The organism is Candidatus Neomarinimicrobiota bacterium (genome assembly GCA_021734025.1).
Lineage (GTDB): Bacteria > Fidelibacterota > JAANXI01 > JAANXI01 > JAANXI01 > JAANXI01.
Map to the genome: position 1 here is coordinate 1 of JAIPJS010000010.1, position 16,465 is coordinate 16,465.

Sequence of the window (16,465 nt, forward strand, 5' to 3'; positions counted from 1 at the left end):
CTCTGATATGACAGTTCGACCGCGTCCCGCTTGAATTGGGCAGTGAAGTGCCGGCGTGTGCTTGATATCTTCATTGGACAACCTCCTCACAAGAAATATCGCTCTTTTTGGGGTGTCCACCAAAACATAGCAACTCCACAATAGGGTCATTAGGGGGGGAATGGGTACTTCGAAATTGGCTATTGGTTATGCCTTGGTTGGATATTTATTCCCCAAACCGCCGATGTTCCTTCAGCATACACCGGTTCATCACGACGGTCAATCCGGCGTTTTGCGCCTTTTGAGCGGCTTCTTCATGTACCACCTGCTCCTGGAGCCAGAGATATTTGGCGCCGATTTCGATGGCTTCGTCAACAACCGGCATCACGTATTCAGGGTTACGAAATACATTAACGGTTTTTACCGGCTCCGGGACATCGATCAGGCTCGGATAGCAGGTTTCACCGAGCACCGAATCGTAATTGGGATTCACCGGAATAATTCTGTATCCCCGGGACTGCAAATATTTTGATACGCCATAGCTCGGCCGATACGTCTTCTCAGACAGTCCCACCACCGCGATAGTTTCGGTTTCCTGCAGAATCTCCTGAATATCGTCATCCCTGGCAAAGTCGTTCATGGCCTGCTCCCGCATTAATTCCCTACCGTCTGTTAATTTGTTAAGTGTTTTTTAGAATCCAAAGGATTAAGATAGTGTTAAAGTGTTCGAGTGTTCGGGTGTTTAGGTTAAAAACCGTGTTGCAGTGTTATCGTGTTACTGTGTTAAAGTAAAAACTGTCACGCGTGTTGCGTCCCAATTCCGTTGTCTGTTGTGCAATGTATGTTTGTAGTTGCTGGTATAGGGGGTGATGACGCTTGTTGGGCTCGCTGATTCTCTTCCTAGCAATGCCTTCGTGGTCATATTTAGCTGTTTCTCGAATGAGAAATTTTGGTTTTGTTTTAAAAAGATAAGAATAGTTTGCCGAGGTGAATAGGAGTACGACTATGATTCAGCGCTATATATACCACTCCTCCGACACTTCGCCATGACGAAGGAGCGGCGGATCCGCTGGTGTCCCTTATACCCTTTACCTCTTCCCCTATACCTTTATACCCAATTACAAACCTCAACCTTTCCGGTCGGTATGCAAATACCTTCCGGGATTGTCGGGCGATAGTGCTTGACAATACTTCACCCCCACGGTATTTTTTCTCCGAATTTGACAGGATAGCAGACACGAGAATTCGCTAGGACACAACTGCATGTATTTTAACTTTCTGACTGTTTTTTCATTCCTGATTATTGGTGCTGTGCTGCTATCGGTATTACTCTATGTCGCCAAACTCCTTCGGCCGGAAAATCCCCAGTCTCAAAAATACGAAACCTACGAATGCGGCGAGGAAATCGAGGGGCCGTCCTGGGTTCAGTTTAATATCCGGTTTTATGTAATAGCACTTATTTTTATCATCTTTGATGTGGAAATCATTTTTCTCTTTCCCTGGGCTGTGGTATTTAAGAACCTCGGCCTGTTCGCATTGATCGAAATGTTGGTTTTCATTGGAATTTTATTGGTTGGACTGGCCTATGCCTGGAAGCGAGGCGATCTGGAATGGGTACGGCTGAATCTGCCTTACGGCATCGGCCGGTATGCACGTCAATCTATGACGCTAATCGAAGAGGACTAATCTGTGGGAGTGCTTGAACATAAATTCAACGATAATGTCATCGTCGGCCAGATGGATAAACTCATCGGCTGGGCGCGGAGTAATTCCCCGTGGTATTTTCAGTTTGGGCTGGCTTGCTGCGCCATCGAGATGATGTCCACCGCTGCGGCGCGCCACGATTTCGATCGGTTCGGCGCTATGCCCCGGTCGTCACCCCGGCAGGCAGATGTGATGATCGTGGCCGGCACCGTAACCATGAAGATGGGGCTGCGTGTCAGACGTCTCTGGGAGCAGATGGCCGATCCCAAGTATGTAATTTCCATGGGCAGCTGCGCCACTTCCGGCGGCCCGTACTGGCAGCACGGCTACCACGTGCTGAAGGGTGTGGATCTTGTAGTCCCTGTGGATGTGTACGTTCCCGGTTGTCCACCGCGGCCGGAAGCGCTGCTGGAGGGCCTGATGAAGCTCCAGGAAAAAATTAAAAAGCAGAAAACACTGGCCAAAGTCGAAGAGTAAATGACCCGCAACGAAATCTACACCCGACTAATCGACCAGTTCGGCGAAGAACCGTTCGACAAAAGCGACGAAGAATTTAATGAGTTTATCGCTGTTGATACGGGACAGTGGTACCAGGTTGCGAAATTTCTCCATAATGATCCCGATCTCTATTTTGATTCGCTGATGTGCATAACCGGGGTAGACCTCGGTCCCAAAGATGACGTTATGGAGGTAGTCTACGATCTGCATTCCATGCGGCATCTCCACAAAATCACCATTAAAGTTATTGGTCCCAGGGAAGAAGAATTCCGGGTCCCGTCCGTTGAATCTATCTGGCGGATTGCCGACTGGCACGAGCGGGAGATATACGACCTGTTCGGTATCCTCTTCGATGGCCACAGGAATTTACGGCGGCTGCTGCTACCGGACGACTGGGAAGGACATCCGCTCCGCAAAGATTACGAAGTCCAGGAATATTATCACGGTATCCGCGTACCGAAAATTAAACCGAAAAAGCTGACACCCTAGATGCGCGACCTCCGAACCGAAGAAATGACCATCAATATGGGGCCACAGCACCCCAGCACACATGGTGTGCTGCGACTGAAGCTCCGGACTGACGGGGAAGTGGTGACCAGTATCCAGCCAGTGCTCGGCTATCTGCACCGCTGCTTTGAGAAACACGCGGAAAATCTGGAGTATCCCGGCGTTATACCGTTCGTGGACCGTTGCGATTATCTGGCATCAATGAATAACGATCACGGCTATTCCATGGCTGTGGAAAAACTGTTGGGCATTGAAGTAGCGGAGCGCGTCGAGTATCTCCGGATTATTTTTGCCGAACTCCAACGGATTGCCAGTCATCTGGTGGCATTTGGTACCTTTGGCCTCGATGTCGGAGCCTTTACGCCGTTTCTCTACGCCTTTCGCGAACGGGAGATGATCCTGGACTTGTTTGAGATGACCTGTGGTGCGCGGCTGCTATACAACTACATTTGGATTGGCGGACTCTCGCATGATATCCCAGAGGGATTCGTGGAAAAAACTTATGAATTTCTGGATCACTTTGAGCCGCAGATTAAGGAGTACAATGACCTCCTGACTAATAACAAGATCTTTATCGAGCGAACGGCCGATGTAGGGGTATTGCCGCAGGATGTGGCTATCAGCTACGGCGTCACCGGGCCGCAGCTCCGGGCATCCGGCGTGGATTGGGATCTCCGGCGGGATGAGCCGTACAGTATCTATGACCGGTTCGACTGGAACGTAGCGACTGGCGTTGATGACGTTGGCGTGCTTGGCGACTGCTGGAACCGCTATTACGTGAAAATTCTGGAGATGCAGGAGAGCGCCAAGATTATCCGGCAGGCGCTGGATCAGCTCCCGGTGGAGGGGGACGTACAGGAGGCGATACCCCGGAAAATTCGTCCGCCGAAGGGGTCGCTCTATTTTCGGAGCGAAAATCCCCGGGGGGAACTGGGATATTACATCGTAAGTGACGGCAAGACCAAGCCGTTCCGCGTAAAGATGCGCTCACCGGCGCTGCACAACCTGAGTGTTATCGACGAGATCGGCAGTGGCTGGCTGGTGGCAGATGTTGTAGCCATTCTCGGAAGTCTGGATATCGTACTTGGGGAGATCGACAGGTAGATCATGGACGCACTTATTACATTTTTTCAGGATCTCGGGATGGCCACAGGATGGGCTTCGGTGGTTTCCATTCTGCTCTACACGTTATTTGTTTTTGGCTTTATTGCTATTTTTGTACTGGTTGCCGTCTACCTGGAACGAAAGATTTCCGGACACATGCAGGATCGGCTTGGCCCGATGCGCGTCGGCTTCCACGGGATTCTACAGACTCTTGCGGATACCCTGAAACTGCTTTTGAAGGAAGATATCATCCCGGCCAACGCCAACCGGCTGCTCTTTATCCTTGCGCCGTTCGTTCTGTTCCTTGGAACATTTATGGTCTTCGTAGCGCTGCCATTCGGGCCGGGGGCAATCGGTGCCGACCTGAATGTCGGGCTGTTCTATATCATTGCTATCTCCTCTCTGGTGGTCATCGGGATTATTATGGCGGGCTACTCGTCCAATAACAAATGGTCGCTGTACGGCGGAATGCGTGCCGCAGCACAGATCGTGAGTTACGAGATTCCGGTTGGGCTCTCGTTGCTTATCGGCGTGATGATGACCGGCACCCTGAGTATCACCGGAATTGTTACGGCGCAGGAGGCTGGCATCGGAGGGCTCAGCGGGATCCTTGGATGGAATTTTATTCAAAACCCGTTCGCGTTTATCGCCTTTTTTATCTACCTGGTAGCCGGTACGGCGGAAGCCAACCGGACGCCGTTCGATCTGCCGGAGGCAGAGTCCGAACTTGTTGCCGGTGCCTTCACCGAATATTCCGGCATGCGCTGGGCGTTCTTTTTCCTGGCGGAATACGCCAATATGTGGATTGTGGCCATTCTGGCCACCGTGGTATTTCTCGGCGGATGGCATTCCCCCATTCCGGGCGATACGTTTATCCCGGGATTCGTCTGGCTTTTTCTGAAGGCATTTGGTGTTATCTTTGTCCAGATGTGGGCGCGGTGGACGTTTCCCCGTCTGCGCGTGGATCAACTCATGGTCACCTGCTGGAAGTATCTGACTCCGATCGCGTTTGTAAATATCATCGGAGTGGGGCTCTGGCTGGTGCTGATAGGATAATTCAAAACTTACATAAATAAATGAAACAATATTTTTCAAATATAAAAGACGCGGTTGTGACCACGGCCATCGGGTTCGGGGTGACGTTTCGCCATCTCTTCACCCGGTCGGTGACGCTGCAGTACCCGGACGAGCGATGGGATATTCCCGAGCGCTCCCGGATGCGGTTGCACATGGACTGGGAGGACTGTATCGGCTGCTATAAGTGTGCCAGGGCCTGCCCTGTGGACTGTATTCACATCACGACCACCAAGGTGCCCAAGGATTTTGATCAGCTGGGCGAAACCAAAAACGGTACCAGCAAGCGGCTTCTGGTGGAACAGTTTGACATCGACATGTCCGAATGCATGTACTGTGCCCTCTGCGTCTATCCCTGTCCGGAAGACTGTCTCTACATGACGCGGGAATACGAATTCTCCGTCTACGACCGTGACGAACTGATCTACGACTTCGCTCTGGTGCCGGAGCAGCTGAAGGAAGACGCCTACGAGGCCATCGAAGAAGAGAAACAAAGGAAAGAAGAAGCCCGCCGGCGGAAGAAAGCCGAGCGCGAGGCGAAGAAGGCGCGGGAAGCGGAGGACTCAGACAATTCGGATGAGGAGGAATAGAACGCGGGTTTACGCGGAAGCAACGAATTTATACAGATAGAAGATAAAAACTTTACCGCAGAGGCACAGAGGCCGCAGAGAAAAACAAATTTATTGGCCGCGAAGAACGCAAAGAAGACGCGAAAACGGAACTGGATTTTAACAACAAACAACTAACGACGAACAACCAAAAAAGCTATTAAGGTTACGATTAGGAATAAGATTAAGAAATGACAGAACTCGAACACATTAACACACAAACACCGTAACACGGTTTTATAATTTTATAACTCAAACACATGAAGACCGGAACACTCTAACACTATGCTTGGCGAAATAATCTTTTACATCTTTGTCGGAATCACCGTGCTCTCCGCCGGAGTAGTGGTGTTCAGCCCGAAGCTGATCTATTCCGTATTTGCGCTGTTGGGGACGTTTTTCGGTGTGGCCGGGCTGTACGTCTTTCTCGAGGCCGATTTCCTGGCGGCGGTACAGCTGCTGATTTATGTCGGCGGTGTGCTGGTACTGTTGTTGTTTGGGGTGATGCTGACTAACCGGATTGCGGATATTAATATTTCACAGGGGAATACCAACCGGATCGTTGGCGGCGTGGCATCGCTGGGCGTACTGCTGATTTTGGGATATGTTCTGTTGACTACGGTCTGGAATCCGGTGGCAACACAGGAGATTGACGAGACTGTCGGCACCATCGGTGAACTGCTGATGACCCGATGGCTGTTGCCGTTCGAGGTGGCGTCGTTATTATTGCTGGCGGCACTGGTGGGCGCTGCCATGCTGGCCCGTCGAAGCGGGGAAGGGGAGAGCGTATGACGCATCTGGAAGTCTACCTCGTGGTGAGCGCCATCCTCTTTTCGCTGGGACTGTTCGCGGTGATCTCGCGCCGGAATGCTATCGCTGTCCTCATGGGTATCGAGCTGATTCTGAACGCCGCTAACATCAACTTCGTAGCGTTTGCCAAATTTTCTTCGGTTACGCTTGACGGCCATATCTTTGCCATCTTTGTGATTATCATGGCAGCGGCTGAGGCGGCTGTTGCGCTGGCCATCGTATTGAACATCTATAATAATTATAAGACGATTAACGTTGACGAAGCATCATCGCTGCGAGGGTAATTAGAGACTGATTATGGCACTGTACGCATATCTCATCATATTATTGCCGCTGCTGGCATTCGCCATCCAGATGTTCTTCGGCAAGCGGCTTCCCCGTGGCGGCGATTTCGTCTCCGTGACCGCCGTCCTGTTGACCTTTGCCATGTCCCTGGCCATGATGGCCATGATGTTTGTACTCTACGATCCGTCGTTTACCCTCGAACACTCCTTCCAGTGGATTGACATCGGCGAATTCAGGGTCGATATGGGTGTGTTTATTGACAACGTGACCATCATTATGCTGTTCGTGGTGGCACTGATCAGTTCGCTAGTGCACATCTATTCCATCGGCTATATGGAAGGCGACAAAGGGTATCATAGATACTTCGGCTTCCTGTCCCTGTTTACCTTTTCTATGAACGGCCTGGTCCTCTCGTCAAGTTTCTTTTCCATTTTTATCTTCTGGGAACTTGTTGGTCTGAGTTCCTACCTGTTGATTGGCTTCTGGTTTGAGAAGGATTCGGCATCGGATGCCGGCAAGAAGGCGTTTCTGGTCAACCGGATTGGCGACATAGGAATGCTCATTGGGATTATGCTGATCTGGTCGGTTATTGGATCGTTCAACTTTCAGGACGTCTTTAGTGCGGTAGAGGGCGGGGCGCTCCAAGGCTCGCTATTAACCATCGCCGGGATAATGGTTTTCCTGGGCGCTATCGGCAAATCTGCACAATTCCCGTTGCACGTCTGGCTGCCGGACGCCATGGAAGGTCCAACGCCGGTGAGCGCACTCATCCACGCCGCGACTATGGTGGCTGCCGGGGTCTATCTCACTGTTCGGATATTTCCGATACTTACGGTGGATGCGCAACTGGTCATTGCCTACATCGGCGGATTTACAGCTATCTTTGCAGCGATTATTGCCGTGACCCAAAACGATATTAAACGGGTGCTGGCATACTCAACGGTTTCTCAGCTGGGATACATGATTATGGCGCTGGGTGTCGGACACTACGTGGCTGGGTTCTTTCACCTGGTGACGCACGCATCGTTTAAGGCGTTGCTGTTCTTGGGCTCCGGAAGCGTAATTCACGCCATGCACCACGGACTGGATCACGCCGGTAAGCACAATCTCGATCCCCAGGATATGCGAAATATGGGGGGCTTGCGCCACAAGATGCCGGTGACCTACATTACCTTTCTCATCGCGACACTGGCCATCTCCGGCATTCCGTTTACCAGCGGATTTATCAGCAAAGATGCGGTGCTTTCGGGATCGCTGGCGTTTGCGCTTATGAATCCCGCACATTTTCTGCTGCCGGTTTTCGGTTTCGGTGCCGCCATCCTGACTGCGTTTTACATGTTCCGGCAGGTCTTTATGACCTTCCACGGCAAGCCAGCGCACGCGGGTGCCCATGAGCATATTCAGGAGTCACCACAGACTATGATGGTTCCGTTGGGCATCCTGGCTACGCTGAGCCTCTTTATGTTTTACGTCTTTCCGTCCATCAACCCGTTTTCGTCCCACGGATGGTTCGAAGCACTGGTGGTGAAACCCGGCACTGTGGCAGGAGAGCACGCCGCGGCGCTGGCGGAGCACTTTGACCACGCACTGCATACCGCACATCTGCCGGCGATTATTATTTCCATCACCGTGGCGCTCACCGGTATCCTGCTGGCGTGGCTGTTCTACCAGAGAAAAAAACTGAGCGCAGCCGAGTGGGCAAAGAAGATGGGCCCGGTCTACCGGCTGAGTTTCAACAAGTTTTATATGGATGAAATCTACAGTAAGGGTGTGGTCAAGCCATTCCTCCGGGCGTGCCGGGCTTTGGCTATCTTTGATATGGACTGGTACGACAAGGTCATCATCGACGGATTTGCCTACGTGACCCGTGCTATTTCGCGACTTTCCAGATGGATCGATGATAAGATCGTGGACGGCTTTCTGGTGAACGGAGTGGGAAAAGTTGTTCTGTTTGCTGGTTCGCTGGTTCGGCTGTTCCAGACCGGGCGGCTTCAGCACTATGTGATCATGACGCTGTTTGGCATTATAATAATTTTTGCATTTCTCGTGTTTTAACCGAGGCGAGTGACGAGGAAAGGTAACTACAGATGCAAGGACACTTACTAACCTGGGTAACATTTATCCCGGTCATCGGGACGCTGGCGATACTGTTCGTCCCCAAGGATCAAAAAGATGTGGTCAAGGTGGTCGCCGCTGTGGCTACCGGTATCCAGCTCTGGATCGCACTGATGATCCTGTTTGCGTTCGACAGTAGCCAGTCCGGCATGCAGTTCGTGGAGCAGTACGACTGGATAGAGACCTTCAATATCCAATACTTTATGGGTATTGATGGCTTGTCCATGCCACTGGTACTCCTGACAGCGTTGCTGAGCTTTATCGGGGTGTTTGCATCCTGGAATATCAATAAGGCGAGCAAAGGCTATTTTGCCCTGTTTCTGCTGCTAGATGCCGGGATGATGGGCGTCTTTGTGTCGCTGGACTTTTTCCTGTTCTATATCTTCTGGGAAGTAATGCTCCTGCCCATGTACTTCCTCATCGGCATGTGGGGTGGCCCTCAGCGGGAATACGCGGCCATCAAATTTTTCCTCTATACCTTTGCCGGAAGCATCCTGATGCTCCTGGCCATGTTGGCGCTCTATTTTACGCAGGATCCGCATACCTTCAATATGCTGACGCTGATGGGTGGCACTTACGGGCACACCTTTCAGATCGTGGTTTTCCTGGCGCTGTTTGTGGCATTCGCAATCAAGGTGCCGGTCTTTCCGTTCCATACCTGGCTGCCGCTGGCCCATGTTGAGGCGCCGACGGCGATCTCCGTCATCCTGGCTGGAGTCCTCCTGAAAATGGGAACCTACGGATTATTAAGAATATCATTTCCGATTTTACCTGAGGGGACGCTTTGGTTCGCCCTGCCTATGGCCATCCTCGGAGTCATTAATATAATCTACGGGGCGATGTGCGCCATGGCGCAGAAGGATATTAAACGCCTGGTGGCGTATTCGTCTATTAGTCATATGGGGATTGTGCTGCTTGGCATGGCGGCCATGACCAAAGCCGGCATGAGCGGCGCCATCTTCCAGATGTTCAACCATGGCACCATCACGGCCATGTTGTTCCTCAGCGTCGGCGTGATTTACGACCGGGCGCACCATCGCGAGATTGACGGATTTGGCGGACTAGCTTCTAAAATGCCGGTCTATACCGGAATTGCCGGCGTAGCCTTTTTCGCAGGATTGGGTCTGCCAGGACTCTCCGGCTTCATCAGCGAAGCAATGGTTTTCATCGGAGCGTTTCCGGTGTACACCACGCTGACCATTATCGCTACTATAGGTATCGTGCTGAACGCCGGCTACTTCCTCTGGGCATTCCAGCGGATCTTCTTCGGCGAACTGAATGAAAAGTACAAAGATATCGCCGTTATCAACGGCCGGGAATTGTTCACTCTGGTGCCGCTGGTGGTCATCGTGATTTTTCTCGGCGTCTATCCCATGCCGATGCTGGATCTCTTCACCGCCACCGTGGATAAACTGCTGGACGTGCTAAATTTCGGCGCCAGCATGGCAATCAATTAGGAACCGCAGAGAGCGTCTGGATCTATGGATTATCAGAGTAACATAACGAGCCTCCAATATTTCATTCCCGAACTGATTCTGGCGGGCTCTATCCTGTTGGTGATTATTGCGGATCTGATTCTGAGCAAACGGGATTCCTGGCGGAGTGCGTATTATGCGTTTGCCGGCGTTGTGGCTACATTTATAGCAGTGATAGTTATGGACAACTCGCCCAGAGGATTGTTCTTCGATACGGTGGCCGTTGATCCGTTCGGAACGTTTTTCAAGGTGCTCATCCTGATTGCCACGGTGTTCACCATCGGAATCTCCATGCGCACCAAAGAACTGGAGCGCTATCGGTTCGGCGAATATTACGGCCTTATTCTCACCATGGTGCTGGGGATGTTTTTACTTGTGAGCGCGGTGGATCTGCTGATGATCTATCTGTCGCTGGAAATGGTAAGCATCCCATCCTACATCCTGGCCGGATATCTGAAAAATCGACAGCGCTCAAACGAAGCGTCGCTGAAATACGTGATTTACGGCGGCGTTGCTTCCGGTATTATGCTGTACGGGTTTTCCATCCTGTTCGGCTTGACGGGCAGCACCAACCTGACGGTAGTCCATCAGGCACTCTTGGGCGGAAATGTCAGTACCGTGACGCTCACCGTAACAATACTGCTAATTTTGACGGGATTTGGCTTTAAGATCGCCAGCGTACCGTTTCACTTCTGGTCTCCGGATGTGTACGAAGGTGCGCCGACGCCGATTACCGGTTTTCTCTCCGTTGCCCCGAAGGCGGCAGGATTTGCAATACTTATCCGATTTTTTAACGTGGTTTTCGTCGGGAATACCACGCCGAACATGACCGAATGGTTCGTGATGTCGTCTCTGCCGTGGCCGGAGATCCTGGCGGCAATTTCCGCCATGACCATGTTCCTAGGGAATCTGGTGGCTATCAAGCAGGAGAACATAAAGCGCATGCTGGCGTATTCCAGCATCGCCCATGCCGGATATATTCTCATGGGTGCGGTGGTACTGACCCAGCAGGGCGTCTTCGCCATGCTGTATTATCTATTTGTCTACTTGTTCATGAACCTCGGCGCCTTCCTGATTGTTATCATCATCTCGAACAATTACGATACTGAAACCATCGATGACTACCGGGGACTCGGATTCAAGATCCCGTATATCGGTGTGGTCATGGCTGTCTTTATGTTTGCACTCACCGGCCTGCCACCAACGGCCGGATTCATCGGAAAATTTTATCTGTTCAGTGCGCTTATCGAGGCGGGACAAGAGTTCTACTGGTTGGCCGTGGTCGGGATTATCAATTCCGTAATTTCGTTTTACTATTACGCCAGAGTCGTCAAAGTCATGTTCTTCGAAGATGCACCAGATTCACTTGAGACGGTGAAGCCCCGGGCCTGGATGACGACGCTTGTGACCCTTTTGGTAATTCCAACGATTATTCTGGGCCTCTACTGGAACTCCATCGCCGAGTTTACGCTCAAATCATTGCAGTTTTTCTAATACTTCCTCAAAAAAATTCTGATAGCACACTGACCGCCTTGGGCGGAACGCTGTAACGACGGATGACCGCGGATAGGACAACGGCTCTATGTTACCCCGGTAAAAATGACCCTTTCAGGGTCGGTGACTCCTGAAAGGGTTGTTCTCTCCAGCTGAGAGTCATTCCGACCGAATGGAATGAGCGGAGGAATCCGGTTATTTCAAGGCCCGAAAGTGAAATAACCAGATCCTTCGGCTTCGATTCTGGCGAACCTCCGCTCAGGATGACTGGTGATTTTTTTAGTTGAAAAGCTAGCTTCGACGCTTGAAGCGATCTCCATCTCCGGCAGGGGGTGTTGTTTGGAAAATCTTCGGAGATTCCGTTTGCCGGGACTCCATTCGCATTTCTCAGTCATTCCGAGCGACCCGGTGTTCAGGGGAGCCGAGGAATCTCGTAAAGTAGCCTCCGGAGTAAAAATAAAGAGATCCTTCCCCGGAGGGATCCCTTTGGGACGACTCGCTGCACTCGCTCAGGATTCCCGGTAAATTTTTTTTAGTCGAAAAATTGCCGGGGACCCCGCCACGACGGGAGGCACCGACAGGGGGGGGGACGGCCCCTAATGCGAGCAGCCCGCAAATAGTGCATCGGATTACGGGGGAGATCACTACGAATTTCCAGTTTTGTTGGCTATTACGATTATTCCGATAAAATCTCCACCGGTTTTTTAGTATCTTCCCTCAAATTGAACTTGCCATAAATTGAGGACGCCAATGAACTCAAAACCCGTCTCCGAATCCCAGGTAGAAACGATAGAACTGGTTCTCCCAAACGATACCAATCCGCTGGGGAATATCCTGGGTGGACGCGTCATGCATCTCATCGATATCACTGCGTCTATTGCGGCGATGCGCCATGCCCGTCAGCGCGTGGTGACCGCCCAGACAGACGAACTAAGTTTCCATCATCCCATTAAACTGGGACACTTTATCATTTTACGGGCTTCGGTGAATTACGCCGGAAAGACATCGATGGAAGTCGGTGTGAAGGTGTTGTCCGAGGATCCGGTCTCCGGTGAGCAGAAACACACCAGTTCAGCGTATCTGACGTTTGTGGCGGTCGATGAGGAGGGGAATCCGACTCAGGTACCGCCGCTTGAACTGGAAACGGATGAGGACAAGCGCCGCAACCGCGAAGCGAAACAGCGTCGGGAGGCCCGGTTGGAGGATCGAAAAAATATTTGAATTGCGACCCCCGGTTCAATACCTTTCTAACTGTTTTGAGATCTATCACAAGAGAAGGGACGCCAAAGCGGCATCAATATGGTTAATTTGAAAGATAGGGTGGGGGAGATGTCGCAGGAGATCCGGTGTTCTGGATTTTATCTTCAATTGGCTACTATTAACTCAGGATTATCATTCCATTCCCAGCATTCGAAATTTTTCAGGCAGTCTGATTGCGGAGAGCGGACAATTCCGTGCGAATTGGTGAAATGCGTGATATCCGGTACAAACGCAGGATGAGGTCAATCATGAGACGGTGGTTACGGAACGGTTTTTTACCGGTAATAACCCTGGCAGTACTTTTCTGGAGTATCGCGCCGGTGATGGCTACGGCACAGGATCACTCGGAAGATACGGTTGTAACCGAGCAGCAGCATGCTGACGAAGCACACGGCGAAGCAGGTCATGGCGAATCGACAGATCACAGTGCCGAAGGAGCGCACGGTGAGCATAATATTGGTGCGGAGCTGCCGGTCTGGAGTGTGATTCCATTTGTTGGAATCCTCCTGAGCATAGCGATTTTCCCGCTGGTGGCACCGCACTTCTGGCACGAACACTTTCCGAAGGTTTCCGCGTTCTGGGCAATTATCTTTGCCGTGCCGTTTTTGATTGCTTATCAGGGGCTGGCATTTTACGAGATTGCCCATATCTACCTCCTGGATTATATCCCATTTATCATTCTGCTCTGGGGATTGTTTACGGTATCCGGCGGGATTTACATTCAGGGCAATCTGAAGGGCAAACCGATTATCAATACTATCATGATTGGAATCGGAACCATCTTCGCGTCCTGGATCGGCACCACCGGGGCCGCCATGGTGATGATCCGGCCGCTATTGACGGCCAATGAAGACCGGAAGCACAAGGTACATACTGTGGTTTTCTTCATCTTCCTGGTAGCCAATATCGGCGGTTCGCTGACACCGGTCGGAGACCCGCCGCTGTTCCTTGGATTTCTGCACAACGTCCCGTTCTTCTGGACATTGACTCTGCTGCCGGAATTCGCATTTGTCGCCGTCATACTTTTAGCCGGGTATTATCTCTTCGATACGATTATGTATAAAAGAGAAGAACCCGAACTTGAAGTCGAAGAAGATCATGTCCCACTCCGGATTTTGGGATGGCACAACTTTCTCTTCCTGCTCGGCATTGTGGGCGCGGTGATTATGAGCGGTATCTGGAAGCCGGGCGACGTGACTATCCTTGGAGTACACGTAGGAATCCAGAGTCTGACCAGAGATGCTATCATCATTCTGATGGGGATTTTTTCACTATATTCGACCCGGGAAGAAATCCATAAAAAGAACGAATTTGGCTGGTTTCCCATCCAGGAAGTCGCTTATCTATTCGCCGGGATTTTTATGACTATTATTCCGGCGCTGGCCATACTGAAGGCAGGGGAACAGGGAGCATTCGCCTTTATTATGGAGGCGATGCGGTCCCCGGTGCATTACTTTTGGATTACCGGATCCTTGTCAGCCTTCCTGGATAACGCGCCGACCTATCTGACTTTCTTCAACACCGCACTGGGGAATTTCTATGCCGGCGTACCGGAACCAGCTGCAGTAGCGCGGTTGATTGCAGAGCACGAAATTTATCTCGTCGCTATTTCCATTGGGGCGGTGTTTTTTGGAGCGATTACCTATATCGGCAACGCGCCGAATTTTATGGTAAAGTCGATTGCGGAAGAACGCGGGGTGGATATGCCGAGTTTCTTTGGATATATGTTCAAATACTCGCTCATTATCCTGGTACCGGTCTTTGTTCTGGTAACGTTAATATTTTTGACTTAAATCACGGGAAGATATTGATATGAAACTCTATGAAATTGTGGTCTCCGGACAGGAAGATTTTGTTCACGGTTTGCTCCGTGGCTTTGCTTTGGGGCGCGAGAAAAACGAAAAGGTCTATCGATGCAGTGAATACAATATCGCGTCTAACCATCATAAGGCTTCAATCGCAAGTAAAATAGGCCTCGGTAAGAAATACTCGAACTATGTGATCGAAGAATCGATGCTTCAGGCTGCGACAGAGGTGCTAAAGTCATTCGAGGAAGATCTGGAATTTACCATAGAAAAGGTCCACGAAATCGCGGGGCTCACATTCGGTTTTTCGATGCAGATCTATTCAGAGAAATTCGGGGAACAGGCACTCGATATTATTCAGGAACGGGATGAGAGTATTGAACTTTCGGACTACGAATCGGAAGAGATTATTAATGAAGGGGCGGAAGGTACCGAAATGTATGCACCGGAGCACGATTACGTGCTGAAGGGAAGCGGGACGGCCGCCGGTCCATTCGGAAAAATCCTGTCATTCTATTACCGACTGCAGCAGATAGAACAGGTTGATCTCGAAATGATGCAGATACAGGTAGCGGAATAGCGCCTCAAAGACGCTTTTCCGGTGAACTTTTTAGAAGAAGATCTGTTGTAACAACCTGGAAGAGGAAAATGCACAAGTTCATAGAAAACAAAAGGGTATGTCAATGGGGCTAGCCGCAACCAGTGTAGATAACCTGTATGACCAGATGTATGAGAAGCTGAAGAAAGTAGTTCCGGAAGCGGAGCTGCAATACAAGGCGGAACTGGCATACGAAATTATTCAACTCAAGAAAGAAAAGAACGCCGTCATCCTGGGGCATAATTACATGGAGCCGGCGCTGTTTCACTCTGTACCGGATATCACCGGTGATTCCCTGGGACTGAGCCGTGAAGCGGCTAAGACACCCAAAGATACCATTGTCTTTTGTGGCGTGGAGTTTATGGCTGAAACGGCAAAAATATTGAATCCGGATAAAAACGTTTTGATTCCGTCGGATAAGGCCGGCTGCTCCCTCGCTGAAAGCATCACTGCCGAAGATGTGAGGAGTCTGAAGGAAAAATATCCTGGGGTACCGGTTGTGACTTATGTGAATACCTATGCTGATGTCAAGGCGGAGACCGATATATGCTGTACGTCGAGCAATGCAGTGGCAGTCGTAAATTCTCTGGATTCGGATCAGGTGATCTTCCTGCCGGACGAATACCTGGCAGGGAACGTGGCGCGGGAAACCGGGAAATCGATCATTTTCCCAACCAAGACCCCGAAATCCGAAAACGGGCAGTCTAACGGTCTGCAATATGATCTCGTTGGCTGGCACGGCCGGTGCGAAGTCCACGAACAGTTCACGGTAAAAGACATCGAAAACGTGCGGAAGCAGTTTCCGAATGTGGTGGTGCTCGCCCATCCGGAATGCAGCACCGAAGTCTGCGACGCGTCCGATTTCTCCGGAAGCACCTCGGCTATGATAAATTATGTCCATGACGTGGAAGCAGAGCAGTATCTGCTGTTGACCGAGTGCAGCATGGGGGACAATATCGCCGCCGAAAATCCGGATAAAGAGATGGTGCGCCTTTGCAGCGTGCGCTGTCCCCATATGAACCAGATCACCCTGGAGATGACCAGAGACGCGCTGCTGTATAACCAGTACCAGGTTGATGTGCCGGAAGATATACGCGTCCGCGCAAAGAGAGCGGTCGACAGGATGTTGGAGATCGGGTGATTTCGGCG

Annotated in this window: 16 protein-coding genes; 15 read left to right on the top strand and 1 reads right to left on the bottom strand. The window is 51.0% G+C overall.

The window, feature by feature from the left end; all coding sequences use genetic code 11:
* Positions 1–205: 205 nt before the first annotated feature.
* Positions 206–619 (bottom strand): CoA-binding protein, encoded by a 414-nt coding sequence (locus K9N57_11360; protein ID MCF7804780.1) that lies wholly within the window; start codon positions 617–619, stop codon positions 206–208.
* Positions 620–1,242: 623 nt separating this feature from the next.
* On the opposite strand from K9N57_11360, the gene K9N57_11365 reads away from it, so the two are divergent.
* From K9N57_11365 to nadA, 15 genes are all read left to right on the top strand, one after another.
* Positions 1,243–1,665, top strand: a complete 423-nt coding sequence (locus K9N57_11365) for an NADH-quinone oxidoreductase subunit A (protein ID MCF7804781.1) — start codon at positions 1,243–1,245, stop codon at positions 1,663–1,665.
* 3 nt (positions 1,666–1,668) lie between these two features.
* Complete coding sequence (locus tag K9N57_11370) at positions 1,669–2,160, top strand: NADH-quinone oxidoreductase subunit B (GenBank protein MCF7804782.1); 492 nt, start codon at positions 1,669–1,671, stop codon at positions 2,158–2,160.
* Positions 2,161–2,670: an NADH-quinone oxidoreductase subunit C gene (locus K9N57_11375; GenBank protein ID MCF7804783.1), complete on the top strand. Its 510-nt coding sequence runs from the start codon at positions 2,161–2,163 to the stop codon at positions 2,668–2,670.
* Positions 2,671–3,792, top strand: coding sequence for an NADH-quinone oxidoreductase subunit D (locus K9N57_11380; GenBank protein MCF7804784.1), 1,122 nt, complete (start codon positions 2,671–2,673; stop codon positions 3,790–3,792).
* A gap of 3 nt (positions 3,793–3,795) precedes the next feature.
* Positions 3,796–4,848, top strand: coding sequence for an NADH-quinone oxidoreductase subunit NuoH (nuoH, locus tag K9N57_11385; GenBank protein MCF7804785.1), 1,053 nt, complete (start codon positions 3,796–3,798; stop codon positions 4,846–4,848).
* Positions 4,849–4,868: 20 nt separating this feature from the next.
* Positions 4,869–5,456, top strand: a complete 588-nt coding sequence (locus K9N57_11390; GenBank protein ID MCF7804786.1) for a 4Fe-4S binding protein — start codon at positions 4,869–4,871, stop codon at positions 5,454–5,456.
* Between the two features lie 303 nt (positions 5,457–5,759).
* Positions 5,760–6,266: an NADH-quinone oxidoreductase subunit J gene (locus tag K9N57_11395; GenBank protein MCF7804787.1), complete on the top strand. Its 507-nt coding sequence runs from the start codon at positions 5,760–5,762 to the stop codon at positions 6,264–6,266.
* Entirely contained in the window at positions 6,263–6,568 is a 306-nt protein-coding gene (gene nuoK, locus K9N57_11400; GenBank protein MCF7804788.1) for an NADH-quinone oxidoreductase subunit NuoK, read from the top strand. The genes K9N57_11395 and nuoK overlap by 4 nt, the downstream gene beginning before the upstream one ends.
* Before the next feature lie 13 nt (positions 6,569–6,581).
* Complete coding sequence (gene nuoL / locus K9N57_11405) at positions 6,582–8,624, top strand: NADH-quinone oxidoreductase subunit L (GenBank protein MCF7804789.1); 2,043 nt, start codon at positions 6,582–6,584, stop codon at positions 8,622–8,624.
* A gap of 32 nt (positions 8,625–8,656) precedes the next feature.
* A complete protein-coding gene (locus tag K9N57_11410; protein ID MCF7804790.1) occupies positions 8,657–10,141 on the top strand; it encodes an NADH-quinone oxidoreductase subunit M in 1,485 nt (494 codons plus the stop codon).
* Between the two features lie 24 nt (positions 10,142–10,165).
* Positions 10,166–11,653, top strand: a complete 1,488-nt coding sequence (locus K9N57_11415) for an NADH-quinone oxidoreductase subunit N (protein ID MCF7804791.1) — start codon at positions 10,166–10,168, stop codon at positions 11,651–11,653.
* 750 nt (positions 11,654–12,403) lie between these two features.
* Positions 12,404–12,874: an acyl-CoA thioesterase gene (locus tag K9N57_11420; GenBank protein ID MCF7804792.1), complete on the top strand. Its 471-nt coding sequence runs from the start codon at positions 12,404–12,406 to the stop codon at positions 12,872–12,874.
* Positions 12,875–13,236: 362 nt separating this feature from the next.
* Positions 13,237–14,706 carry a sodium:proton antiporter gene (locus tag K9N57_11425; GenBank protein ID MCF7804793.1) on the top strand — a complete coding sequence of 490 codons (1,470 nt, stop codon included), beginning with the start codon at positions 13,237–13,239 and terminating at the stop codon, positions 14,704–14,706.
* Positions 14,707–14,725: 19 nt separating this feature from the next.
* Positions 14,726–15,298 (top strand): hypothetical protein, encoded by a 573-nt coding sequence (locus K9N57_11430; protein ID MCF7804794.1) that lies wholly within the window; start codon positions 14,726–14,728, stop codon positions 15,296–15,298.
* 103 nt (positions 15,299–15,401) lie between these two features.
* A complete protein-coding gene (gene nadA / locus K9N57_11435; GenBank protein MCF7804795.1) occupies positions 15,402–16,457 on the top strand; it encodes a quinolinate synthase NadA in 1,056 nt (351 codons plus the stop codon).
* The last annotated feature ends 8 nt before the right edge of the window (positions 16,458–16,465 follow it).